This is a genomic window from Chryseobacterium lactis (assembly GCF_003815875.1).
In the GTDB taxonomy this organism is placed as follows: Bacteria; Bacteroidota; Bacteroidia; order Flavobacteriales; family Weeksellaceae; genus Chryseobacterium; species Chryseobacterium lactis.
On record NZ_CP033924.1, the window covers coordinates 3,717,347 to 3,740,218 of the forward strand.

General features: G+C 34.9%; 25 protein-coding genes. 12 read left to right on the plus strand and 13 right to left on the minus strand.

What is annotated here, in order from left to right:
- Positions 1 to 57 precede the first annotated feature (57 nt).
- The 10 genes from EG342_RS16440 to EG342_RS16485 all read right to left on the minus strand — a co-directional run bounded on the left by EG342_RS16440 (position 58) and on the right by EG342_RS16485 (position 9,229).
- On the minus strand, positions 58 to 1,242 hold the full coding sequence (locus EG342_RS16440; protein ID WP_103293668.1) for a sigma-54-dependent transcriptional regulator: 1,185 nt from the start codon (positions 1,240 to 1,242) through the stop codon (positions 58 to 60).
- A gap of 56 nt (positions 1,243 to 1,298) precedes the next feature.
- Positions 1,299 to 1,958 (minus strand): YggS family pyridoxal phosphate-dependent enzyme, encoded by a 660-nt coding sequence (locus EG342_RS16445; protein ID WP_103293667.1) that lies wholly within the window; start codon positions 1,956 to 1,958, stop codon positions 1,299 to 1,301.
- A gap of 65 nt (positions 1,959 to 2,023) precedes the next feature.
- Positions 2,024 to 2,884, minus strand: a complete 861-nt coding sequence (locus tag EG342_RS16450) for a polysaccharide deacetylase family protein (RefSeq protein ID WP_103293666.1) — start codon at positions 2,882 to 2,884, stop codon at positions 2,024 to 2,026.
- Between the two features lie 302 nt (positions 2,885 to 3,186).
- Positions 3,187 to 3,915 carry a DUF72 domain-containing protein gene (locus EG342_RS16455; protein WP_103293665.1) on the minus strand — a complete coding sequence of 243 codons (729 nt, stop codon included), beginning with the start codon at positions 3,913 to 3,915 and terminating at the stop codon, positions 3,187 to 3,189.
- Between the two features lie 4 nt (positions 3,916 to 3,919).
- Positions 3,920 to 6,775 (minus strand): heavy metal translocating P-type ATPase, encoded by a 2,856-nt coding sequence (locus EG342_RS16460; protein WP_103293664.1) that lies wholly within the window; start codon positions 6,773 to 6,775, stop codon positions 3,920 to 3,922.
- Between the two features lie 180 nt (positions 6,776 to 6,955).
- Positions 6,956 to 7,516 carry a helix-turn-helix domain-containing protein gene (locus EG342_RS16465; protein ID WP_103293663.1) on the minus strand — a complete coding sequence of 187 codons (561 nt, stop codon included), beginning with the start codon at positions 7,514 to 7,516 and terminating at the stop codon, positions 6,956 to 6,958.
- Complete coding sequence (locus tag EG342_RS16470) at positions 7,513 to 7,908, minus strand: acyl-CoA thioesterase (protein ID WP_103293662.1); 396 nt, start codon at positions 7,906 to 7,908, stop codon at positions 7,513 to 7,515. The genes EG342_RS16465 and EG342_RS16470 overlap by 4 nt, the downstream gene beginning before the upstream one ends.
- Before the next feature lie 95 nt (positions 7,909 to 8,003).
- Positions 8,004 to 8,417, minus strand: coding sequence for a DUF6157 family protein (locus EG342_RS16475; RefSeq protein WP_103293661.1), 414 nt, complete (start codon positions 8,415 to 8,417; stop codon positions 8,004 to 8,006).
- A gap of 74 nt (positions 8,418 to 8,491) precedes the next feature.
- Positions 8,492 to 8,695, minus strand: a complete 204-nt coding sequence (locus EG342_RS16480; protein ID WP_027375204.1) for a helix-turn-helix domain-containing protein — start codon at positions 8,693 to 8,695, stop codon at positions 8,492 to 8,494.
- Positions 8,696 to 8,698: 3 nt separating this feature from the next.
- Positions 8,699 to 9,229 (minus strand): DUF2975 domain-containing protein, encoded by a 531-nt coding sequence (locus EG342_RS16485; protein ID WP_103293660.1) that lies wholly within the window; start codon positions 9,227 to 9,229, stop codon positions 8,699 to 8,701.
- Between the two features lie 250 nt (positions 9,230 to 9,479).
- On the opposite strand from EG342_RS16485, the gene EG342_RS16490 reads away from it, so the two are divergent.
- Positions 9,480 to 9,842 carry an RNA recognition motif domain-containing protein gene (locus tag EG342_RS16490; protein WP_103293659.1) on the plus strand — a complete coding sequence of 121 codons (363 nt, stop codon included), beginning with the start codon at positions 9,480 to 9,482 and terminating at the stop codon, positions 9,840 to 9,842.
- 224 nt (positions 9,843 to 10,066) lie between these two features.
- Positions 10,067 to 10,828: a curculin domain-containing protein gene (locus tag EG342_RS16495; protein ID WP_103293658.1), complete on the plus strand. Its 762-nt coding sequence runs from the start codon at positions 10,067 to 10,069 to the stop codon at positions 10,826 to 10,828.
- A gap of 69 nt (positions 10,829 to 10,897) precedes the next feature.
- Here the strand turns inward: EG342_RS16495 and EG342_RS16500 are convergent, their stop codons facing one another.
- Genes EG342_RS16500 through EG342_RS16510 form a run of 3 tightly spaced genes read right to left on the minus strand, consistent with a single transcriptional unit; the run spans position 10,898 to position 13,828 of the window.
- The gene (locus tag EG342_RS16500) at positions 10,898 to 12,685 is read right to left on the minus strand and encodes a DUF4153 domain-containing protein (protein WP_103293657.1); all 1,788 of its coding nucleotides are present in this window, start codon (positions 12,683 to 12,685) and stop codon (positions 10,898 to 10,900) included.
- Positions 12,686 to 12,704: 19 nt separating this feature from the next.
- On the minus strand, positions 12,705 to 13,217 hold the full coding sequence (locus tag EG342_RS16505; RefSeq protein ID WP_103293656.1) for a BlaI/MecI/CopY family transcriptional regulator: 513 nt from the start codon (positions 13,215 to 13,217) through the stop codon (positions 12,705 to 12,707).
- An 8-nt stretch (positions 13,218 to 13,225) separates the two neighbouring features.
- Entirely contained in the window at positions 13,226 to 13,828 is a 603-nt protein-coding gene (locus tag EG342_RS16510; RefSeq protein WP_103293655.1) for a phosphatase PAP2 family protein, read from the minus strand.
- A gap of 178 nt (positions 13,829 to 14,006) precedes the next feature.
- Here EG342_RS16510 and EG342_RS16515 point away from each other — a divergent pair, with 178 nt between their 5' ends.
- The 10 genes from EG342_RS16515 to EG342_RS16560 all read left to right on the plus strand — a co-directional run bounded on the left by EG342_RS16515 (position 14,007) and on the right by EG342_RS16560 (position 22,866).
- On the plus strand, positions 14,007 to 14,438 hold the full coding sequence (locus tag EG342_RS16515) for an NIPSNAP family protein (protein ID WP_103293654.1): 432 nt from the start codon (positions 14,007 to 14,009) through the stop codon (positions 14,436 to 14,438).
- A gap of 317 nt (positions 14,439 to 14,755) precedes the next feature.
- Positions 14,756 to 15,757, plus strand: coding sequence for a pyruvate dehydrogenase (acetyl-transferring) E1 component subunit alpha (gene pdhA / locus EG342_RS16520; RefSeq protein WP_103293653.1), 1,002 nt, complete (start codon positions 14,756 to 14,758; stop codon positions 15,755 to 15,757).
- 106 nt (positions 15,758 to 15,863) lie between these two features.
- The gene (locus EG342_RS16525) at positions 15,864 to 17,468 is read left to right on the plus strand and encodes a pyruvate dehydrogenase complex dihydrolipoamide acetyltransferase (protein ID WP_103293652.1); all 1,605 of its coding nucleotides are present in this window, start codon (positions 15,864 to 15,866) and stop codon (positions 17,466 to 17,468) included.
- 114 nt (positions 17,469 to 17,582) lie between these two features.
- A complete protein-coding gene (locus tag EG342_RS16530; protein WP_103293651.1) occupies positions 17,583 to 18,251 on the plus strand; it encodes an ABC transporter ATP-binding protein in 669 nt (222 codons plus the stop codon).
- Between the two features lie 13 nt (positions 18,252 to 18,264).
- A complete protein-coding gene (locus EG342_RS16535) occupies positions 18,265 to 18,843 on the plus strand; it encodes a murein L,D-transpeptidase catalytic domain-containing protein (RefSeq protein WP_103293650.1) in 579 nt (192 codons plus the stop codon).
- A 30-nt stretch (positions 18,844 to 18,873) separates the two neighbouring features.
- A complete protein-coding gene (radC, locus tag EG342_RS16540) occupies positions 18,874 to 19,551 on the plus strand; it encodes a RadC family protein (RefSeq protein ID WP_103293649.1) in 678 nt (225 codons plus the stop codon).
- Entirely contained in the window at positions 19,548 to 20,462 is a 915-nt protein-coding gene (locus EG342_RS16545) for a hypothetical protein (protein ID WP_103293648.1), read from the plus strand. The genes radC and EG342_RS16545 overlap by 4 nt, the downstream gene beginning before the upstream one ends.
- Positions 20,463 to 20,523: 61 nt before the next feature.
- Entirely contained in the window at positions 20,524 to 21,699 is a 1,176-nt protein-coding gene (locus tag EG342_RS16550; RefSeq protein WP_123868118.1) for a hypothetical protein, read from the plus strand.
- A gap of 24 nt (positions 21,700 to 21,723) precedes the next feature.
- Positions 21,724 to 22,236, plus strand: a complete 513-nt coding sequence (locus EG342_RS16555) for a DUF7935 family protein (protein WP_103293646.1) — start codon at positions 21,724 to 21,726, stop codon at positions 22,234 to 22,236.
- An 18-nt stretch (positions 22,237 to 22,254) separates the two neighbouring features.
- Complete coding sequence (locus tag EG342_RS16560) at positions 22,255 to 22,866, plus strand: inorganic pyrophosphatase (protein ID WP_103293645.1); 612 nt, start codon at positions 22,255 to 22,257, stop codon at positions 22,864 to 22,866.
- The last annotated feature ends 6 nt before the right edge of the window (positions 22,867 to 22,872 follow it).

Sequence of the window (22,872 nt, forward strand, 5' to 3'; positions counted from 1 at the left end):
AAAAAAAATTTGCAGTGATCACTGCAAATTTTTATAATATTGTAAATAATAGCTTTATTATTTCCTTACAAAACTTGCAACGTCACTTTCAGAAACAGTGTTTCCACCAAGAATGATCAATCTCTCCACAACATTCCTTAGTTCTCTGATATTTCCAGTCCATGAAAGCACTTTTAAAGCATCAATAGCTTTATCATCAAACTTTTTCACCGCAGTACCATGCTCATCAGCAATCATACCTGAGAAATGTTCAACCAGCAATTTGATGTCTTCTTTTCTTTCATCCAATGGTGGAACATAAATTTCAATTACAGAAAGTCTGTGGTAAAGATCTTCTCTGAACTTTCCTTCCTCAATTTCCTTCTGCATATTCTTATTGGTCGCCGCAATAACTCTTACGTCAACCTTTATTTCTTTATCACTACCTACTGGAGAAACTTTACTTTCCTGAAGGGCTCTCAATACTTTAGCCTGAGCGATAAGGCTCATATCACCAATTTCATCAAGGAAGATAGTACCGCCGTTAGCCTGCTCGAATTTTCCCTGTTTGTCTTTAATAGCACCCGTAAAAGACCCTTTTACGTGTCCGAAAAGTTCAGATTCAATCAGTTCAGATGGAATTGCAGCACAGTTTACCTCAATCATCGGGCCTCTTGCACGTTCACTTTGATTATGAATAGCGTGGGCTACCAATTCTTTTCCGGCACCATTTGGTCCTGTAATTAAAACTCTCGCATCAGAAACAGCTACCTTTTCGATCATATCCTGAATCTTCTGCAACGCAGGAGAAGTACCGATCATCTGGTATTTTTTGTTTACTTTTTTCTTTAGCGTTTTATTTTCAGTCTGAAGATTTTTGTTTTCTTTTTTCAGCGTTTCCTTTACCAGAGCATTCTTTACACTGGTGATCAGTCTGTTGATGTCAATAGGCTTGGAAATAAAATCATATGCGCCATCCTTCAAACAAGAAACAGCAGAATCGATGTCTGCGTGACCTGAGATCATGATAAAAGTAGTTTCAGGCTTTAATACAAGACTTTGCTTTAGAAGCTCAGTTCCTGAAAGTTTAGGCATTTTAATGTCAGAAATCACTAAAGCGAAATCTTCTTTTTCTACCTGTTTGTAGCCTTCAAGGCCGTCTTCGGCGATAACAAATTCATAATCTGTCAGTTCATCAGAAAGAATACTGTGAAGTACTCCCGATATTGCTTTTTCGTCTTCTACTATAAGGATTTTTTGCATAGTTGCAAATTTAAATTTTTTGTTTCAATTATTAGCAAAAATCGTACCTAAAAAAACTATTTTGAATAATCTCTCCTCCCGAAAATTGCCGATCCAACTCTTACAGAATTAGCACCACATTCAATCGCTACCGGGAAATCATCACTCATTCCCATTGATAAGGTATTTAATGTTTTTAGTTGATTTAATTCATCAAAAAGGCTTTTTAAAGTTAAAAATTCTTTTCTGACCTGTTGCTCATCTTCTGTAAAAGTTGCCATTCCCATCAGGCCTGTAATTTCAACATGGGGAAAATTGCCGTCGATATACTGTTGAAACAGATTTTTAGCTTCTGAAATTTCAAGCCCGAACTTTGTATCTTCAGCTGCTATTTTTACCTGAAGCAAAACCTTGATGATTCTTTCGTTTTTTCCGGATTCTTTATTGATCTCAGCTAATAGTTTTTCTGAATCTACACTTTGAATCGTATCGATGAAAGAAGCGATATACTTGACTTTGTTGGTCTGCAAATGGCCAATAAGGTGCCATTGAATATCTTTAGGCAGAAGAGGGGATTTCTCCATCAGTTCCTGAACCTTGTTTTCTCCAAAAACTCTTTGTCCCAGATCATAAACCTCCTGTATTGCAGAAACCGGATGCGTTTTTGAAACAGCAACCAGTTGTACATCATTTGGAAGTTGATTTTTTATATTCTGATAATTTTCTTTACTACTCATAAATGCAAATTTCCGAAAATTAGTTGACAGTTACCAGCTGTGAGCTGATTTTACTTTTTATAAAATTAATTCAGCACCTCATTGATTTTCGGATATTGAGAAATCTTTCTAAACACAAATTTGTTGCTTTTCTGTAGTTTCTCAATAAACAGATCCAGCTCATTGATAGAGTCTGTGTCTCTAAGGTATTGATCATGCGTAAGGAAAACAAGATGTCTTGAAGTTTTCTCCAGATCATTAAGGAAGATACTGTCTACTTTTTTAAGCATCGCTTCATGGCTCCCTTTCAAAGTCATTTTGTGGGTTGGTCTCCATTCCAGATCCCATCCGATTACCTTGTAGCCGGCATTTTTCAGACCATTTGCTGCGGCAGTGGAGCTTTTGATGTCGGTCACATTAATATTATTGAGCCTCCAGATATTTCTTCCGGGAGTCCTGGCGATTTTATCAGAAAGCTTAAGACTGTCTTTCGCAACATCAAAATCATGAACTACAGCTTCAGCATTTTTATAAAAATCCGTGTATTTATTATGAGCATGAGAAAAGCTATGGTTCGCAAGTTCAACCAGAGGACTTTGTTTTAAGAGTTGAAAGTCATCTTTTTGTCTTTTGCTTCCATAAGTATGCTTTCCAACCAGAAAGGCGGTAGCACACACATTCCTTTTGTTTAATATTCTTAAGAGGTTTTCTGTTCCCTGATTCGGGCCGTCATCAAAAGTAAGGTAGATCACTCTTTTATCAGGATCTACATTCTCATCATCTATTCTGGGGACCATTTCTGCGGTAGGATGTTCTTGTGAATTCACTTTTTCATTCACTTCATTCTTGAAATTACAGCTGTTCAATAAAACTGAAGTTGCACTCATCAATGCAAACATCCCGAGAAAAGTCTTATTTTTTGCCTTTCCCGCAAAATTTTTTTTCATAAAAGATAATGGAATTTAATTGTTAAAAATTGTTAAAAATAACATTTGAATGTTAACAAATTATATGCCATATTTCTTTAATTTTTCCTTTTTAAGATTATTTTAAGAACTTTATTCTAAAGGGGTTTTTTATTGATCTATTGATTGTGATGATATGATTTTGTTTTCGGTAATCATTAACATTTATAAATAGTAAAACGATAGTTGTTCTCTATATTTATTGATATTTCCTTATTCTTCCTGTTTTGGGGAATTATTTTAATTTAACAAATGAATGATGAACGTTTTAAAGTAAATTAGTCTTATTCTAAAATTTCTTTTAAATAGATCGCATTTTCGATTGCCGATGTTCCCCAGGTGTTATTAAAGAAAATAAAAATTTTTTGTGGATGGTGCTTAATCTTTTCGGAGAGATCGTTTAAAAAATCTTTACTGTATAAAGATTTATAAAGAACAGGCTTGCCGTGAAGTCTGTAGTAAAATATTTCAGGATGATTAGTAACAGGTTCTTCCGGAAGGTTACCTGGAAAGCTTACCCCGGAAAAAACAATATTGATATCTTTTAAAAGGTCAAATATATCTTGCCTCCACCAGGATTCATCCCGGAATTCAATCACATTAATATAGTTAAAATCAAGGTTTTCCTTAATACGGTCTATATTTTCCTGAGTATTTTTGAAAGAAGGCGGAAACTGGTACAAAAACCCGGAAAGCTTATCTCTGAGGTGAGTTTGAATATGATTGCAGAAGCTTGTAATTTCTTCTTTTGAATCCAAAAGCCGGCTTTGGTGGGTAATGGATTTAGGAATTTTAATAAAGAATCTGAATGAGTCAGGCGTTTCATCATACCATTTCAGAAGTGTTTTGGCGGTAGGTTTTCTATAAAATGTTGAATTAATTTCAACGGTATTAAAAGTCTTTGCATATAAAGAAAGAAAATCTTTACTTGGGGCATTCTCAGGATATAAAGACCCTTTCCAGTCGTTATTATAAAATCCTGAACATCCAATGTAAAGATTTTCTTTTTTCATCGTATTATTTTATATCCAAATCAACGGAATTTAATCGTAATGAATTCAAAATTACTGATAAAGAACTGATGCTCATCGCCGCAGCAGCAATCATCGGGGATAATAGAATTCCAAAGAATGGATACAATAATCCTGCCGCAACAGGAACTCCCAAAACATTGTAAATAAAAGCGAAGAATAAATTCTCTTTAATATTTTTAAGAAGCTTCTCACTTAATAATTTCGCTTTTGCAACACCTAAAATATCTCCTTTCAGTAATGTGATTTCTGCGCTTTCAATGGCGACATCGGTCCCGGTTCCCATAGCGATTCCTACATTCGATTGAGCCAATGCAGGGGAGTCGTTGATGCCGTCTCCGGTCATGGCCACGATTTTACCTTGCTGCTGAAGTTTTTTTACTTCATTCAATTTATCTTCAGGAAGACAATTTGCTTTAAAATGTTTTATTCCCAGCTCATCTGCAACAGCTTTTGCTGTATGTTCATTGTCACCGGTCATCATCATAACATCAATTCCTTCACTCATCAGTTGTGTAACCGCTTTTTTAGAACTTTCCTTAATTTTATCTGTAAAGCTGATGAATCCTAATACCTGCTGATCCTGTGCAATATAAGAAATGGTATGTGCCTTTGATTGTACTTCTATGGCTTTCTGCTTTAAGTCTTCAGGGATTTGAATCTGATGGGAGGTTAGCAGGCTTTCATTCCCCAGGTAAGCTGTTTTTCCATTAATATTTCCTTTAACTCCCTTTCCTGAAATATTTTCAAACTGATCTACTTTTTCAGAAGTAATATTTTCTTCTTTCGCTCTTTTGATTACGGCATTGGATAGAGGGTGCTCTGAGTTTTGATTTAAAGAGTAGGCTAGTTTTAAGATTTGATTTTTATCTTCACTGTTCACTGTTTCAATGTATTCTACAGACGGCTTGCCTTCCGTTAAGGTTCCTGTTTTATCGGTAATTAAAACATTGACTTTGTTCATTTGTTCAAGAGCTTCTGCGTTTTTGATCAGAATACCGTTTTTAGCACCTTTTCCGATTCCTACCATTAAAGACATCGGAGTAGCAAGTCCTAAAGCACAAGGACAAGCGACGATTAAAACAGCAACAGCATTTACAAAAGCAAATAAACTTCTTTTTCCTTCCGGGCCAAAAAATTGCCATAAAACGAAAGTCAGTGCTGCGATAAGAATAACGACAGGGACAAAAACTTTTGAGACTTTATCCGTTAATTTCTGAATAGGAGCTTTGCTTCGGCTGGCTTCATTTACCATTTTGATGATCTGTGAAAGCAAGGTTTCATCACCTACCTTTTCAGCCTTCATAATAAATACCTGATTGCCGTTGATCGTTCCTGAAGAAACTTTATCATCTACACTTTTTTCAACAGGAACAGGCTCTCCGGTAATCATACTTTCGTCTACTATTGAATTTCCTTCAGTTATTTTCCCGTCCACCGGAATTTTCTCACCCGGTTTTACTTTTAGAAGATCTCCGATTTTAACCTGAGAAAGCAATACTTTCTTTTCTTCACCATTTATCATAAGATTGGCTTCGTCAGGTGAAAGATTCATTAATTCCTTGATGGCATTGCCTGTCTTTTTATGGGCTGCAGCTTCCATCAATTGTCCCAGGATAACAAGTGTCAGAATCACACAGACTGCTTCGAAGTATAATGGGATTTCATGATTATGTCCCCGGATTTCATGAGGAATAATGTCCGGGAAAGCCAACGCTACAATACTGAAAATAAATGCTGCAGCTACACCAAGAGCAATGAGACTGAACATATTGAGGTTCCATGTTTTAAAAGAAACCCAGCCTCTTTTTAATAAGAACCAACCGGAGTAAAACATCACCGGAAGTGTTAAAGCAAGCTCGATAAATCCCTGAACCTGATGAGAAAAAGGAAAATTGATAAACATTCCACCCATGGAAAGGATAAAAACCGGAACGGTAAATGCGAGGGAAATAATAAATTTCCTTTTTAATATATTATAGGTTTCATCTTCATCATCATCACCGCTGTCAGGCATTCTTACTAAATCCATTCCACAAATAGGACAGTCTCCAGGTTCATCGCGAATGATTTCAGGATGCATCGGGCAGGTGTATTTGGCTGTTTTCTTTTCAGGATATTTAACAAGATCCATCCCGCAAACCGGACAGCCTACATTTGAATCATAAGTTTTGTCTCCCTCACAATACATTGGGCAGTAATACTTACCGGCCATTTCATCAGTAACTTTGGGAGCTTCATGATGATGGCTATGGTCATGATGGTGTGAATGTGAATGTTGATGAGTTGTATCTGCATTGTTGACAAGATCTTGAGTGATTTCCTCCAGATGCATATGACAAACCGGGCAATCGCCTTTTTCTTCATAGACCTTATCACCTTCACAAAACATCGGACAATAATGTTTTCCAATATTATCTTTAAAATTCTCAGGAAGATGAGTAGAAGAGTAGGTTGGTTTATAATGAGGATCTTTCGCCAGTTTTTCTTCAATGGGAACCAGATACATATTGCACACCGGGCATCTTTCTCCCTGTTTGAAGTATACTTTATCACCCTCACATTCCATAGGACAATAATATACGGATGACGGAGATACGCGATCCTGAGGCTTTATAAAAGATTTTTCAGGAGTATTCGGATCTTCAAGTCTGTATTTTCCTATTTCTGCTAAAGCATTATTAAGTGTTGAAAGTTCTACTTTCTGATCGGAAGTGATCGTTGCAGTATTGTTTTCCAGATTGACATCGGCTTCTACACCCTGAAGACTGTTCAGTTGATTGGAAATCTTTTTCTGACAGCCTGAGCAGGTCATTCCGAGTATTTTATACTGTTGTACCATGATTCTTAAATTTATACTACAAAGTTCCAAAATGAACTTCTAAGGTTGTTATAAATTTAAGGATAATAGTTATAAAATTTAGATTGATAAGGTTAAGGGTGGGAGTGTATTAGAGTATTAGAGTGGGAGAGTTGATTATAATGTACAACTAACTCTCCGACTCTCACACCTTTCAGATAACTATAGACTGTCTAGCGGTTTTCTGTGATGATCTTTGAGTTTTTTAAATTCTGTTGGGGTAAATCCGGTCACATTACGAAATTGGGTAGATAAGTGCTGAACACTTTTATAACCAAGCTTTCCAGCAATTTCCGTTAAGTTGAACTCATTATATAAAAGAAGTTCTTTTACTTTTTCAATTTTTTGCAGGATAAAGAATTGTTCTAACGTAATGTTTTCGTTTTGTGAAAAGGTTTTTGAAAGAGAACTGTAATCTTTATGAAGCTTTGAGCTTAAAAATTCAGAAAGCAAAAAATCTTCATCAATATCCAGTTCACTGACTTTTACAATGATCAGGTTTTTTATTTTCTCAATCAATTGGTGCGCAGAATCCATAATTCTTTCAAAGCCGTTTTCGAGCAGTTGTTTTTCAATGATCTGAATCTTTTCGGCAGGGATTTCAGATTTCGTTTCTACTTCTCCTAATATAATTGAGTCGGTCTGCACACCTGTGGTATTGAAAATATTTTCAACAGCTGCAATACATCGGTTGCAGACCATATTTTTTATGAAAATTTTCATAGGCTGCCGTTTAACCTATCTTTTACAAATTCGATCTGGGTTTTACCATGAGGAGAAGGGTTTCCTTCATTATCAAGATTAACCATCACAATTTTATCAACGGTAATAATGGTCTGATGGGTCATTTTGTTTCTGACATCACACTTTAACGTAACGGAAGAGGAACCGAAATGGGTCGCCTCAATTCCGATTTCTATAATATCACCTTGTTTGGCAGAACTTACGAAATTGATTTCGGAGATGAATTTGGTAACTACTTTTGTGTTTTCTAATTGGATGATTGCATACAACGCTGCTTCTTCATCGATCCATTGAAGCAATCTTCCTCCAAAAAGAGAATGATTGGGATTTAAATCTTCTGGTTTTACCCATTTTCTGGTATGGTAGTTCATTTTTTAATAATTTGTAGTACAAATTTAAGGTTAAAAGCTGATGTTATCAAAAGAATAGTATTTATTGATCAAAAGAGAATTATTCATTTTCTCAATCATTTTCTTTTGGAACGCATGGCTTTTGTTTTTTCAACAGACAGGTCATTGAGCAGTTTTTGATATTCTTCACTTTCTACCGGTAATAAAGCCACTTTTCCTTCCAAGTTATGATGGAATCCGAATCCGTATCTCTTGGCAAGAGGTGAAGAGCGAAGGCACGCCTGGCCCTTGGAAAAAAACTTTTCTCTTTCTTCCTTTTTATCACCTTCCGATATGTCGTTTTTTATAGCATAACATTCAAAGATAATATCGTCAGAAGAGTATTGATAAGGATTTTTAACGATTTTTTCATATTGAAGAAGAGCTAATGTCTTTTCTTTCTTTTCAGGAGGAATCTGTGATTGAGAAACGGGACAATCTTCTGCAACCTGAATAAGAGTATTTGTATAATTGGTGGTATGAAGTTTCATTTCAATTTAAATGAGATGGTTATTAAAAATTAAAAATCTGAATCACAAAGATCCAGATTTTTTAATGATAAATATTATTCTTTATATTCTAAAATTTCGCCGGGTTGGCAATCCAAAGCTTTACATATAGCTTCCAGGGTGCTAAAGCGCACTGCCTTTGCTTTGCCGGTTTTTAAAATAGAAAGATTAGATAGTGTAAGATCTACTTTTTCTGACAGCTCATTCAATGACATTTTTCTTTTGGCCATTATCACATCTAAATTTACTATAATCGGCATAATCTATATTGTTAAATCGTTTTCAGATTGTATTTCTATTCCTCTTTTAAATACTTGTGCAATGATAAAAATGATTCCTCCAAAAAACAAATATTCACTTCCAAATCCTATAAAATCATTGATGTTGCTTAGCTGAATTCCTTTTTTAATAAAATCTTCGCTGTAAGACATTGCTAGTAAAGAAAGGATGCCGATAGCTAATGCAGAATAGCTGATTTTTGTAATGAGTCGCATTACCGTTTCACTGAAAGGAGCTGCCAGATTAATCTTCTGAAAGATCTGAACAACAAGAAACGCCAGATAAGCTTTGTATCCCGCTAAAAATATAGTACTTGACATCATCAGTTTATATGAATTGATATTATATTGATACAGTTCATAGAGATTAAGTCCTTCGTAAAGATTCTTTGCTCCATCAGGGTTTACGATGGTTACGATAAATGAAAAGGCAAGTGCGCCAGCTTTTACACATGAGCCGATAAATATAATCCAGGCTATAACGTTGAGTACGGAAATAATTTTTGTTGTTTTCATATTAATTATATTTTAATTTGATGCAAATATCAATAATTATTTATTGAAAAACAATAAATATTTGCTTTTTTTCGATTAAATAGCTTTTTTCGATTCAACATAATGTGAGAAATGTTTAAAAAAAGCTTTGATTTGAAATTATTAATTGTATCTTGCATACGTTTATATTTGGAATCAATATTTGTTCATTAATTTATGTTGCTTTTCTTTTATATACCAAATTTTTATTAATTTTTTAATTTATTTTAAAATGAACATTTTTGTTTCAAACATCAATTACGCAACTAAAGAGTATGAGTTGCACGATCTATTCGCAGAATTTGGAGATGTATCATCTGCCAAAATCGTTACAGACAGAGAAACTGGTCGTTCCAGAGGTTTCGGTTTCGTAGAAATGGGTGATGAAGAAGGGAAGCAGGCTATTGAAGCTCTTAATCAAAAAGAATTCAACGGAAAAACACTGAACGTATCAGAAGCTAAGCCAAGAGAAGAGAAGCCAAGAAGAAGCTTCGATAACAACAGAAGTGGTGGTGGTTATGGTAACAACAACAACAGAGGCGGAGGCTATGGTGGTGGTAACAACAACCGTAGTGGAGGCGGAAATCGTTGGTAAAAATATGAAGCGGCTTTTTAAGCCGCTTTTTTTATGCATTTTTTTTTACAAATATAGTATCTGCATCTGAAATAGTAAATTTTAAAACGAATAGTATTATTGAGATTACTATTTTTGATCAAAATTTAATTTTCAGTGAATCACTTGATTAGTAATTGTGATGGTAGGTTTATAATTTTTTGGCATAATTTTAGAATTTTTAATTCATCAAAAAAATAATAGTAATGAAAAGACATTTATTATCATTAGTAATGGTGTTTAGTGGATTCTTATTGAATGCGCAAAATATTTATAACGGCCAGACGCTGCAACAAAATAGAAAGTATTGGGGAACAGATAACGGATATTATCTGATGTTTCAAAACGACGGAAATCTGGTATTGTATACAAGAGATGGTTCTCCGGTCTGGGATACGAAAACAACAGACAGAGGGGTGAAAGCTGTATTTCAGGAAGATGGAAATTTGGTAGTATACACACCTGCAAATGGAGTAGCGTTTACTTCTAATACGTATGGTAAAGGAGCAGACAGATTAACTGTTCAGGATGATGGAAATTTGGTTATCTACAATGGATCAAATCCTTTATGGGCCTCTAAAAGCGGAGGTAAACCCATCAATAATAATTCCCGCAACGATTATGGTTTTAGAAGAGATTATGTAAATAAAGGATATAAGCTCCGTGGGGGCGAAAAACTTTATTCTTCTAATGGTAACTATTACCTGATTTTCCAAAATGACGGAAACCTGGTTCTTTCAAATCGTAACGGAAATGCAATATGGGGCGCAGGAACAGAAAGGAGAGGAGACAGAGCAGAATTTCAGAATGATGGAAATCTCGTTATTTATGACAGATACAATAAATCAATCTGGAGTTCAAATACTTTCGGAAAAGGAGCCGAAAAACTTATGGTACAGAATGACGGGAATCTGGTAATTTATGGTAGAAATCTTAATCCGGTTTGGAGTACGGGAACCCAACGCTAAAAAATAAAAAATACAAAGTTTGTATATATAACAAGAGGCTGTTTCTTAATGAAACAGCCTCTTGTTATTTTATTTAATCAGGAGATAAGCATCTTCGAAATAAATGTAATCTTTATTATTATAAGAGTCTTTCTCTTTTGTAATCTGTTTGAAAATAAGTTTAATACGATATTTTCCAAGATTGGCAGTCATTTCAATATGCGGAACTTTTACTGTTCCTGTTTTTCCTTGATTTTCTTTAAACAATGCCATAATCTGAGGCCCGAAATCTACTTCATCCTTTGAATTTAAATTTAATTTTAAAGATGATTTCTGATCCAACTCGTCGGTTAATTTAAACTGATCTTCCTGTAAGTTTTGCGCCTCCTGGTTATTATAACGGGGAAAGGAAATCAGGTACCGGTAGTCGCCAATTTCTATTGCCTGCTGTTCGGAAAGAATAACAAGCCTGTCTATTTCAGTTGTATTATCTTTTGAAGTTTTATTAAGGTTGACAAATTTCTTCTGGATAGTATATCGCGTCAGATAGAAATCTCCTTCATTTATATTTTTTGCCAGGTCAGCGCGATCCTCTTTATTGAGTAAATCATATAAAAAGTTTTCCTGTTTTCTTGTTGCCAAAAATTCAAATTTATCAGCTATTTCATTGCTGATGGTATCTGTAATTTTCTTTTGAAAGTTTATGGAGCCTTTATCCAACGTTTGTTGTTCACTCAGAATCTTCAAAAGTTCAGTTTTCTGACTTCTTTTGGCAACACTGAATGCATTTAGATAAGGAAAGATCAGTGCAAAAATTCCAAAAGTAAATAAGCTGATCGGGATAAATTTTATGGATGCTTTTTTATTGAGAATAAAATAAGTAACAATACTGAGTAACCATATTGCCAAAAGCAAAACAAAATACCTAGGCTCCGTATATCCATATTCTAAAATTCTGGTAAAAATTGCGATGAAGAGAAGGACTACCAAAGGTATGATCGTATAATAAAATGCTTTAGAGAATATTTTAACCCATGATTTTGTATTTTGTTCTTTTAAAGGATGAACAAGCAAGAGCGCTAATATTCCGACAACACTATATGCTAAAATAAGATACGAAACCCAACCTCTCGGAAGTTGCCAGTTAATCAAAATTTTAAAAGAGTAGAAGTAAAGAATAACAGCATAAATTAACAAAAGCGGAATTAAAATAAACTGTGTGAAGAACTTTAAAACAACGGGGTAGGTTCCGTCTTTTTCAAGAGTACTCAATCCTTTTTCATTAAATAAAAGAAAGATAAAGGAGCTTCCAAAAATGGCAAGAACAAAAAAGGTATCTGTGTACAGTTTGTCTTTAAAATTGAAATCGAAAAGTTTATCAACGGCTAAAATAGCTAGTTCAACTCCTCCTGTAAGAACGCCTGTAAAGACGGCCGTAAGAAAAATATTGACAAACAGGTTTTTGTTGTATTGCCAAAATCCGGGTTCTTTATTTTTATCCAAAAATGGAATAAACGAAACCAGCAGGTGGCTAAGGATTGCGGTAATAACAATGATGTACCCGTAAACTTCTGTGAAATTGTTTTTTTTATCCGGTAGAATATAATAGAAGCCCACAAGAAAAGCGATCCCCAAAAGTTGCAACAACAGCTCTCTTCCGATTCTTTGAGAAAGCATTTTTAAAGCAAACATCAAAGAAATTCCCAGGCATGTACAAATGGTGAATTTTGAATAAACAATAAATAATTCCGATTCATTGCTGCTTTCAATCATACAAATGGCCGAGACTGCAGCTAGTAAAGCCATGACAAGTACGATCGGGTAACGGAAAATGATTTCATTTGTCCGGCTTAAGGTTTCCCGAAATTTTGTTTTCATGATTTGGTGTTTCTTTGATTTATTCTTTTTTCTTCTTTTTCTTCTTGTCCTTTTCTTTTTCCTTCTCCTTCTCCTTAGTTTTTCCTTTCTTCTCCTTTTCTTTTTTCGGATTAAGGATTTCTTCAGCGTATTCGAATTTTGGTTCTTCGGACTTGGCCGGTTTTGCTGGCTTAATTTCAATCTTCAGATCAAAATATCCCTTTAAATCATCCTGTGATAATAACTTTTCACTGAATAAAAACTCCAGGATTTCTTTTCCGGAATCATTAAAAAAATGATGTGAAAGTTCTTTTAATAAAAACTTTTTATAGTCTTCAAAAGGAACAATTACGGTATACTTAAAGATTCTTCCTTCTTTTACAGTAGACAGGTAACCCTTCTCTACCAATATTTTCAAATAAGTGGAAACCGTGTTCTGGTGTGGTTTTGGTTCCGGGTGCTGCTCCATAATGTCCTTCAAATAGAACGATTCCATTTTCCAAAACAGCTTCATAAAATTTTCCTCTGCGGCAGTAAGATGATTGATTTTCATAGAATTTCTTAATGTTGAAATTGAATATTGCAATAAAGATAGATAAAAGATACCATAAAAGCTATTCCAGCGCCCATAAATACTTCTTTTACGGTGTGTCTTTTTAAAATAATTCTTGTAATTCCGACCAGAACGGCAATTCCGAACCATAGGATTCCCATTCTCCAGTCGAGTGTGAAAAATAATGCTGCTACAAATAAATTAAAGGCAGTGTGCATGGAGCTTTTAATAAATAGATTACTGATCTGAAGAGCAAAAAGCAGAATTAATATAAATAACATGACCAGGTCAACATACCCATTTTTTATATAATTAAAAGCAAGATAAATAATGACACAAGCGGCAATAAATATATATAATGTCTTTCTCTGAACACGGTTGGAGACATCCATATTGGTGTACCTTCCCGTTTTTACATTCCATATCAGCCATATGACAACAGGAACAACAACCATTAATAATACGGGAAGAAAATAAAGAAGAGACTCTTTAAGGGTGTATTCTCTGACACTCATGTATATAAAAAAGATAATGAGAGAAACCAAAGGATTAAAAAAATCAGAAATAATTTTTGAAATTTTGTGCAACAATGAAGACTGTTTTTCTTCCATATTCAAGTTTAAAAGTCAAATATAAGATTATAACCCCAAAAAACAAATGAGGCTGAGGGATTGATGTTAGTACGTTCTTATGACATAAGAAGATGATTTTGGAAGAATTGTATTGTTTTGTATACTAATATTTTTAATTTTAAATACAGAAGCTTTACTCATAAATTCCAATACTACAATGAAAAAACTATTTATCATATTCTTGATTATTCTTTCTGGTATTACTCTCGGACAAACGATTTCTTCAAAAGACTCTTCTTCCGGGAAACCTCCAATCCACCAATTAAGGATTTATGAAATTCCCAAAGAAAACAGGCAGGTTTTCCTGGATCGTTTCAGAGACCACGCCCTGAAAATTATGAAAAAGTATGGTTTTACCATTGTATCCATTTGGGAGTCAGAGTATAAGGATAAAGCAGAGTTTGTCTATTTGCTTGAATGGAAGAATGAGGTTTCTATGAAAAAAGCATGGGAAGGATTTATGTCAGATCAGGAATGGAAAGATATTAAAGCCCAAACCGCAAAACTGCATGGTAATTTTGTTAATAATATTGAAGACAGAACGTTGAAACTTACAGAATTTTCTCCTCAAAAGCAGCTGGTAAAATAACCAAAAAGCATGTTAACAATAATTAAAGGTAAAATAAGAACAGGAATAAAATGTGATATATTTTTGAGATTCCTGTCTTATTCATTATTCAGAGAAGCCATACAAACAGGATGATTCCTTATATATTGAACGTATAAAATAACAGATAAGCTGTTGATATATGAGTGCTCTTATGGTTCGAAAATTAAGAATAATCACCTTGGCCTGCAAGTAGATTTCACAGAAAAAACGAAAAGTTACTTATGCATACAATAAAAACAAAGTTTTTTTCATAATTTTGCTCAACTATTTCATAATAAAAAAGCAAGAGCTAACACATGAAAGAATTTTCTAAAGAGGTATACCTGAAGTGGTATGAAGATATGACAATGTGGAGAAGGTTTGAAGACAAATGCCGTTCTCTTTATCTAAAACAAAAGATCAGAGGATTTTTACATTTGTATAACGGTCAGGAAGCTATTCCTGCCGGATTCACACATGCAATGGACCTTACCAAAGACAGTATGATTACTGCTTACAGATGCCACATCCATCCAATGGCGATGGGAGTAGATCCTAAGAGAATCATGGCTGAACTTTGTGGTAAAGCTACCGGAACATCCGGAGGTATGGGTGGATCTATGCACATTTTCAGTAAAGAACACCGTTTCTATGGAGGGCATGGTATCGTAGGAGGACAGATTCCTTTGGGAGCAGGTATTGCTTTCGCAGATAAATATTTCGATAGAAAAGCTGTAAACATCTGTTTCTTCGGAGATGGAGCTGCAAGACAAGGTTCTTTACATGAAACTTTCAACATGGCGATGAACTGGAAACTTCCTGTAGTATTTGTTGTTGAAAACAACCAATATGCGATGGGAACTTCAGTAAAAAGAACAGCCAACCACGAAGATATCTATAAATTAGGACTAGGATATGAAATGCCTTGTCTAGCTGTAGATGCAATGGATCCTGAAAAAGTAGCAGAAGCTGCTTATGAAGCAATTGAAAGAGCAAGAAGAGGAGACGGACCAACATTCATCGAAGCAAGAACTTACCGTTACAGAGGACACTCTATGTCTGATGCTGAGCCATACAGATCTAAAGAAGAAGTAGCTGTTCACAAAAATGATGACCCAATTGAATTGGTAAAACACAGAATTTTGGAGAATGGATGGGCTACAGAAGCTGAATTGGAAGTTATGGATAACAAATCAAGAGATTTCGTTGACGAGTGTATCGAATTCATGGAAAACTCTCCTTATCCTGAAGCAGAAAAAATCTATGAATATGTGTATGCTCAGGAAGATTATCCATTCTTAGACAAATTAGAAAACTAAAAGATAATGAGTTAATTTGACAATTTGAAAATTTGAGAATGTGATAGTATATCCTTTTTTAATTTTCAGATTTTCAAATTGCTAAATTTTCAAATTAAAATAAATTATGGCAGAAGTTATCACGATGCCCCGCCTTTCGGACACTATGACGGAAGGGAAAGTGGCGAAATGGCATAAAAAAGTAGGAGATAAAGTAAAAGAAGGAGATATTTTAGCTGAAATTGAAACTGATAAAGCAGTTCAGGATTTCGAATCTGAAGTAGAAGGAACTCTTTTATACATTGGTGTAGAAGAAGGAAGTGCTGCTGCTGTAGACTCTGTTTTGGCAATTATCGGTAATGAAGGGGAAGATATTTCAGGATTGACAGGTGGGGCAGCTGCTCCGGCTGCGGCTTCTGAAGAGAAAAAATCTGAAGAACAACCTAAAACAGAAACTCCGGCTGCTGAAACTGTGGGTGCAGAAGTTCCTGCAGGAGTAGAAGTTATTACGATGCCAAGACTTTCTGATACAATGACAGAAGGTAAAGTGGCGAAATGGCATAAAAATGTAGGCGATACAGTAAAAGAAGGAGATCTTCTTGCTGAAATCGAAACAGATAAAGCAGTTCAGGATTTTGAATCTGAATTCAATGGAGTATTATTGAAGCAAGGTGTTGAAGAGGGAGGTGCTGCTCCTGTTGATTCAGTATTAGCAATCATTGGCCCTGAAGGAACAGATGTTTCTGCTGTGGGTGCTGCAAAATCTGCTGCTCCGGCATCAGAGAAACCGGCTGAACAAAAAGTTGAAGCTAAAACTGAAGAAAAGGCTGCTCCGGCTACCAACTCTTCATCTTCTGATAGAGTAGCAATTTCTCCATTAGCTAAAAAAATGGCTCAGGATAAAGGAGTTGATATCAATAGCGTTCAAGGTTCCGGAGAAAACGGAAGAATCGTGAAAAAAGATATTGAGAATTATCAGCCATCTGCAAAACCGGCTGCTTCAGCTCCGGCTGCAAGTGCTGCTGCTCAGGTTGCGGTAAACTTTGTTCAGGGAGAAGATACAGAGACTCCAAACTCACAGGTAAGAAATATAATTGCAAAACGTCTTGCTGAAAGTAAATTCTCTGCCCCTCACTATTATCTGATGGTTGAAATCAACATGGATAAGGCGATTGAGGCAAGAAAAGAAATCAATTCTTTACCGGATACAAAAATTTCTTTCAACGATATGATCATTAAGGCAACCGCAATTGCTTTAAGAAAACACCCTCAGGTAAATTCAAGCTGGGCAGGTGATAAGATCATCCACAGAGGGAATATCAATGTTGGTGTAGCGGTAGCAATTCCTGACGGATTAGTAGTTCCTGTATTGAAGAATACAGATCAGATGACCTATACTCAGATCTCTGCATCTGTAAAAGATATGGCTTCAAGAGCTAAGAGCAAAGGTCTTAAGGCAAACGAAATGGAAGGATCTACATTCTCTATTTCTAACCTTGGAATGTTCGGTATTGAAACATTTACAAGTATCATCAACCAGCCAAACTCTGCTATCCTTTCAGTAGGAGCAATTATCGAGAAGCCAATCGTTAAAGACGGTCAGATCGTAGTTGGAAACACCATGAAACTTTCATTGGCGTGTGATCACAGAGTGGTAGACGGTGCTACAGGTGCTCAATTCTTACAAACATTAAGAACATATTTAGAAAGTCCATTAACGTTGTTACTGTAATTTTCTGAATTGAATAATAAGCAAACCTCCCAATTTGGGAGGTTTTTTGTTTTTGTGCCAATAATGTTCTCACAATTTGTTGTAAAATCAACAATATGTTACTATTTTTGAATCATGATTAAAGCAAGAAATATCCATAAGTCTTATGGGAATTTAGAAGTACTGAAAGGTGTTGATATTCATATCAAAATGGGCGAAGTTGTTTCTATTGTAGGAGAATCCGGGGCAGGTAAATCTACTTTACTGCAGATTTTAGGAACTCTGGATCATCCGACGCAATCCAATAAATATGATACAGAAATTGCCATTGCAGGAGAATCATTTATTAATATGAATGATAAGCAGCTTTCTAAATTCAGAAATCAGAATATCGGTTTTGTATTTCAGTTTCACCAGCTTCTTCCTGAATTTACGGCATTGGAAAATGTTTTGCTTCCTACAAGAATTGCCGGAGCTAACGAAAGAGAAGCGATGGAAAAAGCACATGCTTTATTTGAAGATTTAAAGATAGAACAAAGATTGAATCATAAGCCTAATCAGCTTTCAGGTGGTGAAGCACAAAGAGTTGCTGTAGCAAGAGCTTTAATCAATTCACCAAAAATTATCTTTGCGGATGAGCCAACAGGTAACCTGGATTCTAAGAATGCGGATGATCTTCACAGGTTGTTTTTCGACCTGAGAGATAAATACAATCAAACATTTGTAATTGTAACGCACAATCCGAACCTTGCAGAAATTACAGACCGAAAGCTTATCATGAAAGACGGAATGATCATAGAGTAGCACATACAACCAGATGATGAAACACTTTATTTTCCTTTTTATAATTCTTATTTCCTGCTCAAAAGCTGAATCACAGCAGTTGAATACCTTTGGAGTGCCTCAATCCAGGATTTCGGAAATTAAAAACTATATCAAAGGAAAAGACTACAATCAGGAACTGGCTGTTTTTATCAATTTTAAAATTCCTTCCGGAAAATACAGATATTTCATCTATGATTTGAAGAATGATAAAGTACTACAGAAAGCTGTTGTATCTCATGGTTCTGGTTCTGTAGTTCCCCGTTCTGATGCATTACAGTTTAGTAATATAGAAGGTTCTTACCAGTCTTCTCTTGGGAAATATGCCATTGGAGGAAGTTATGTTGGTAAATTCGGAAAAGCGTACCGTTTAAAAGGGCTTGATGAAACCAACAGCAATGCAATGCAGAGAGCGATCGTTCTCCATTCTTTTGGATGTATTCCCGATACGGAGTCTCAAAATCCTGCATGTTTAAGCTTAGGTTGCCCCATGCTTTCTTTGAATGCATTCAATCAAACGTCAAAGTATATAGATCAATCAAAGCAGCCTATGATTTTATATGCATTTTACTAATTCATCATTTATAACCTATAATTTATTTCCATGCCTATAAAGTTTCTAGCGGAAGATGACAGACCAAGAGAAAAGTTTTTGCAGAAAGGCAAGAACTCACTTTCCGATTCAGAACTGCTGGCTATTATTATGGGAAGTGGGAATAAAGAAGAGAGTGCTATAGAACTGGCGAGAAAAATTCTCAATTCTGTAGACAACAGCTGGCATCAGCTGAGCCTTCTTTCTGTTAAAGATTTGATGAAATTTAAAGGAATTGGTGAAGTAAAGGCTATTTCAATTGCCGCAGCGTTGGAAATCGGAAGGAGAAGAGCAGGGCAGGAGATCCCGGAAAAATCAGTTATCGGCAATAGTCATGACGCGTATTCTATTCTTAAAAACCAGTTGTCTGATTTGAGAACTGAAGAATTTTGGGCTATTTTTCTAAATAACAACAATAAGGTAATCCATATTTCACAACTGACTCAGGGTGGAATAAGCCAGGCAATTGTGGATGTAAGAATCTTATTTAAAACAGCTTTCGACCATTTTTCAACAGGCGTTATTATTGCCCACAATCATCCTTCCGGAAGCTTAAAACCAAGTAAGGAAGACATCAACATTACTCAAAAAATTAAGGAAGCAGGAAAAATATTAAGTATTCAGCTTTTAGATCACATTATTGTTACACAAAATTCATACTTTAGTTTCTCGGACGCCGGATTATTATGATTAGAAGATTGAAATACCATGAAATTGATTTTGTAAAATATACTCAATGTTTGGATCGTTCTGAACAGAGAAAATATACGGCAACCCGACATTTTTTAGATATTACTTCGAAGAAACAATGGGAAGTTCTGGTATATAAAGATTACGAAGCGGTAATGCCGGTTCCTTTCATCAGAAAATATGGCGTCAAAATAGTCCATAATCCGAAACTCTGCCAGCAGCTGGGCGTTTTTTCTGAGCAAGATCATGTGGAACTCAATGAGATTTTTTTAGATTATCTGGAAAAGAATTATTTGATCAGTCTATATCAATTTAATGATTCCAACAGGTTTCAAAGAGAAATCAGAACCAAGAAGAATTTTTTGATTTATCCTGATATTTACGACAATGTATTTGCGAGATATTCTCCTAAAAGAAAAAGAAAATTACGGCTTGATGAAGATTCTTTAGACAAAGTGGATATCAGAGCAGTTACTTACGGTGACATTAGTACATTTATAAAAACTCATGTTATAGGAGCAACTAAAGATGAGGATTTACCTGAGTTTATCAGAATTTATGAGCGTTTTTATGAATTAAATCGTCTGAGATTTTCAGCATTTTATTATAATAACGAAATCATCAATGCTGTTGCTACCTATTCTGACTGCAATACAGTAGCTCTTTTGGGAACTTTTAACGATAAAAACTATGTGAAATTATCAGGAGCATCCATACTGATCGATAAGGTAATACAAGAAACAATTGAAACCTGTATCTTTGATTTTGAAGGCAGTGAACTTCCTAATATTGAAGAGTTTTTCAGAGGTTTTCGGCCGGAGCTTAAACCTTATGGGGTGATTGAAAATTCGAAGGAAAATCTGTTGAAAAAATTAGGCTACTTTTTTTTGACTGGGAAGAGTTTTTTATAATTAAAGGAGCTGTTTCTGTGGAAAGGAAATATATGTCCAGACATAACCTTAAAAAAGTAATATGAAAAAAAGGGAAAACATTTTTGTTTTTATATTTTCAATCTATGTATGCATCATGTCGTACTATTTGTATACCCACCAGTATTACAATACAGATATGGAAGCGTATATGGGATTGATCTACAAAACAGAATATCCCGATATGAAGATTGAAGAGATTCATCATAAGGTCTATTCCGAATTGAAGGAAAAGAATCCTGATTTTGCAGGATTAGGGCCAGTGGATCCAATGGTAGAAGAGGTGGCAAAAGGGGAGAGCACCTACTATAAGATCCTATCTGAAAATCCTAAAGCATATGAAGAGGAATTGCCGCTTTTTGCTGTAAAACCATTCTATAACTTTATGAATTGGTTATTTTTCAAACTTGGATTGGATGCGTCTGCCGCGACATTTCTGATTTCAGTCATTTCCTATGCACTGATTCTTATTTTAATATTTTGTTTTTTATTAAAAATCCTAAAAAATCATACCCTTGCTCTCATCATCACGGTTTTGATTTCACTATTCAAACCACTTTTAGAATCGAGCAGACATGCCTCTCCCGATTCATTATCATGTCTGTTATTGCTGGCAAGCTTTTATACACTATTAATAAAGAGGATTTTTTTTTCGGCAACGATCTTCGCGGTATTATGCATCTTAACCAGACCTGAGTATTTTATCTTTTATTCATTTCTGTATATTCTTATGTACTTTTATAGTGATAGATTTCAAATCGGAAAGAAGACATTATTTCTATCGTATGGATACCTGTTTGCATCTTTTTTCCTGATTCAGTTTTTTAATCAGGTCTCGTGGTCCGTGTTGTTCATGAATCAATTTACAAAAGTTCAGATTTATCCTATCTCACAACCGGATCAGTTTTATTTCTCCGACTATTTTCAGTTTATTAAAAGGAATATAATGCTGGAGTTCAATTCTTCTTATTTTCCGCTTTTGCTGATCTTCATTGTTATTATTCTAGCTCATAATTTTTCTCTCCGAAATAGAAAAAATCAGATTCAGTGTTTGTTTTTTGTGATTATTTATGCTTCTGTTTTTTTAAGATTTTTAATTTTTCCGTCTTTGGTCAACAGGATGATGATAGGCTTTTACCTTTTAATTATACTGTCTATGGTCTATATACAGAATTCTAAAGTGGATATGTTTAAAAACTCTTTAGAACACGGAAAATAATTAGTAATTTTGCAGTCTAAAATTATGGCAAGTTTTTCAGGATATCTACCGTATGCATTTGCATTGATAATTGCAATCCCTTTTTTGGTTTTGCTCAGACAATTTGTACATTCATATATTACCCTTAAAAATCAGGAAATCAAACTTCTTACCGTGAAGTCAAATTCAGAAAATAAAGCCCATTCTTATGAAAGGATGACTTTATTTCTTGACAGGATAAAGCCTTCCAATCTTATTCAGAAATTTGACAGAAATTTGGCAGTGCATGAGTTTATCTTCCTGACGGAAAAGTCTATCAATGAGGAGTTTGAGTACAATTCGTCACAACAACTGTATATTACAAAACATTCCTGGAAGAATATTGTAGACTCCAAAAATGCCGTTATAGAGCTACTTCACAGAACCTATGACGGAGTGAAAGGAAATGTGGAACTGGATGAATTCAAGACCATTTTCATCATGAATTACATGGAAAGCAATGATTATATTGCAGAAACCATAGAAGATTTAAGAAAAGAAATTTTAATAATAACTTAAAAAATAACAGATAAAATAATGATTCCAAATTTTAAAGCACATCCATGGCACGGGATTTCTGCAGGAGAGGATGCACCGAATGTTGTCAACGTATTTGTGGAAATCGTACCTTCAGATACTATCAAATATGAAGTAGATAAAGAGACAGGATATTTAAAGGTAGACAGGCCACAGAAGTTTTCTAACATTATTCCGGCTTTATATGGTTTTGTTCCAAGAACATATTGTCATAATGAAGTGATGAAACTTGCAATAGAAGCAGGAGCTGATGATGTAACAATGGGAGATCATGATCCGCTTGATATCTGTGTATTAAGCTCTCACAATATCCATGCAGGAGGTTTATTGATGGAAGCTATTCCAATCGGAGGGTTTAAAATGATCGACGGTGGTGAAGCTGATGATAAAATTGTTGCTGTAATGATCAATGACCATGCATTTGGACATTTCAGAGATATTACTGAATTACCTGAAGCAGAAGTAAAAAGATTGATGCACTACTTCTTAACCTATAAAAACTTACCGGATGAGCCTGCAAAATGCAGAATCCAGGAAGTATATGGTGCAGAACATGCCAGAAAAGTAATCAAAGCTTCTCAGGCTGATTATGCTGAAAAATTCGGAGGATAATATTCT

What these genes read in the sequence shown, in the direction of transcription:
- EG342_RS16440 (WP_103293668.1), bottom strand. Translation starts at nt 1,242, where the DNA reads ATGCAAAAAATCCTTATAGTAGAAGACGAAAAAGCAATATCGGGAGTA.
- EG342_RS16445 (WP_103293667.1), bottom strand. Translation starts at nt 1,958, where the DNA reads ATGAGTAGTAAAGAAAATTATCAGAATATAAAAAATCAACTTCCAAAT.
- EG342_RS16450 (WP_103293666.1), bottom strand. Translation starts at nt 2,884, where the DNA reads ATGAAAAAAAATTTTGCGGGAAAGGCAAAAAATAAGACTTTTCTCGGG.
- EG342_RS16455 (WP_103293665.1), bottom strand. Translation starts at nt 3,915, where the DNA reads ATGAAAAAAGAAAATCTTTACATTGGATGTTCAGGATTTTATAATAAC.
- EG342_RS16460 (WP_103293664.1), bottom strand. Translation starts at nt 6,775, where the DNA reads ATGGTACAACAGTATAAAATACTCGGAATGACCTGCTCAGGCTGTCAG.
- EG342_RS16465 (WP_103293663.1), bottom strand. Translation starts at nt 7,516, where the DNA reads ATGAAAATTTTCATAAAAAATATGGTCTGCAACCGATGTATTGCAGCT.
- EG342_RS16470 (WP_103293662.1), bottom strand. Translation starts at nt 7,908, where the DNA reads ATGAACTACCATACCAGAAAATGGGTAAAACCAGAAGATTTAAATCCC.
- EG342_RS16475 (WP_103293661.1), bottom strand. Translation starts at nt 8,417, where the DNA reads ATGAAACTTCATACCACCAATTATACAAATACTCTTATTCAGGTTGCA.
- EG342_RS16480 (WP_027375204.1), bottom strand. Translation starts at nt 8,695, where the DNA reads ATGCCGATTATAGTAAATTTAGATGTGATAATGGCCAAAAGAAAAATG.
- EG342_RS16485 (WP_103293660.1), bottom strand. Translation starts at nt 9,229, where the DNA reads ATGAAAACAACAAAAATTATTTCCGTACTCAACGTTATAGCCTGGATT.
- EG342_RS16490 (WP_103293659.1), top strand. Translation starts at nt 9,480, where the DNA reads ATGAACATTTTTGTTTCAAACATCAATTACGCAACTAAAGAGTATGAG.
- EG342_RS16495 (WP_103293658.1), top strand. Translation starts at nt 10,067, where the DNA reads ATGAAAAGACATTTATTATCATTAGTAATGGTGTTTAGTGGATTCTTA.
- EG342_RS16500 (WP_103293657.1), bottom strand. Translation starts at nt 12,685, where the DNA reads ATGAAAACAAAATTTCGGGAAACCTTAAGCCGGACAAATGAAATCATT.
- EG342_RS16505 (WP_103293656.1), bottom strand. Translation starts at nt 13,217, where the DNA reads ATGAAAATCAATCATCTTACTGCCGCAGAGGAAAATTTTATGAAGCTG.
- EG342_RS16510 (WP_103293655.1), bottom strand. Translation starts at nt 13,828, where the DNA reads ATGGAAGAAAAACAGTCTTCATTGTTGCACAAAATTTCAAAAATTATT.
- EG342_RS16515 (WP_103293654.1), top strand. Translation starts at nt 14,007, where the DNA reads ATGAAAAAACTATTTATCATATTCTTGATTATTCTTTCTGGTATTACT.
- pdhA (WP_103293653.1), top strand. Translation starts at nt 14,756, where the DNA reads ATGAAAGAATTTTCTAAAGAGGTATACCTGAAGTGGTATGAAGATATG.
- EG342_RS16525 (WP_103293652.1), top strand. Translation starts at nt 15,864, where the DNA reads ATGGCAGAAGTTATCACGATGCCCCGCCTTTCGGACACTATGACGGAA.
- EG342_RS16530 (WP_103293651.1), top strand. Translation starts at nt 17,583, where the DNA reads ATGATTAAAGCAAGAAATATCCATAAGTCTTATGGGAATTTAGAAGTA.
- EG342_RS16535 (WP_103293650.1), top strand. Translation starts at nt 18,265, where the DNA reads ATGATGAAACACTTTATTTTCCTTTTTATAATTCTTATTTCCTGCTCA.
- radC (WP_103293649.1), top strand. Translation starts at nt 18,874, where the DNA reads ATGCCTATAAAGTTTCTAGCGGAAGATGACAGACCAAGAGAAAAGTTT.
- EG342_RS16545 (WP_103293648.1), top strand. Translation starts at nt 19,548, where the DNA reads ATGATTAGAAGATTGAAATACCATGAAATTGATTTTGTAAAATATACT.
- EG342_RS16550 (WP_123868118.1), top strand. Translation starts at nt 20,524, where the DNA reads ATGAAAAAAAGGGAAAACATTTTTGTTTTTATATTTTCAATCTATGTA.
- EG342_RS16555 (WP_103293646.1), top strand. Translation starts at nt 21,724, where the DNA reads ATGGCAAGTTTTTCAGGATATCTACCGTATGCATTTGCATTGATAATT.
- EG342_RS16560 (WP_103293645.1), top strand. Translation starts at nt 22,255, where the DNA reads ATGATTCCAAATTTTAAAGCACATCCATGGCACGGGATTTCTGCAGGA.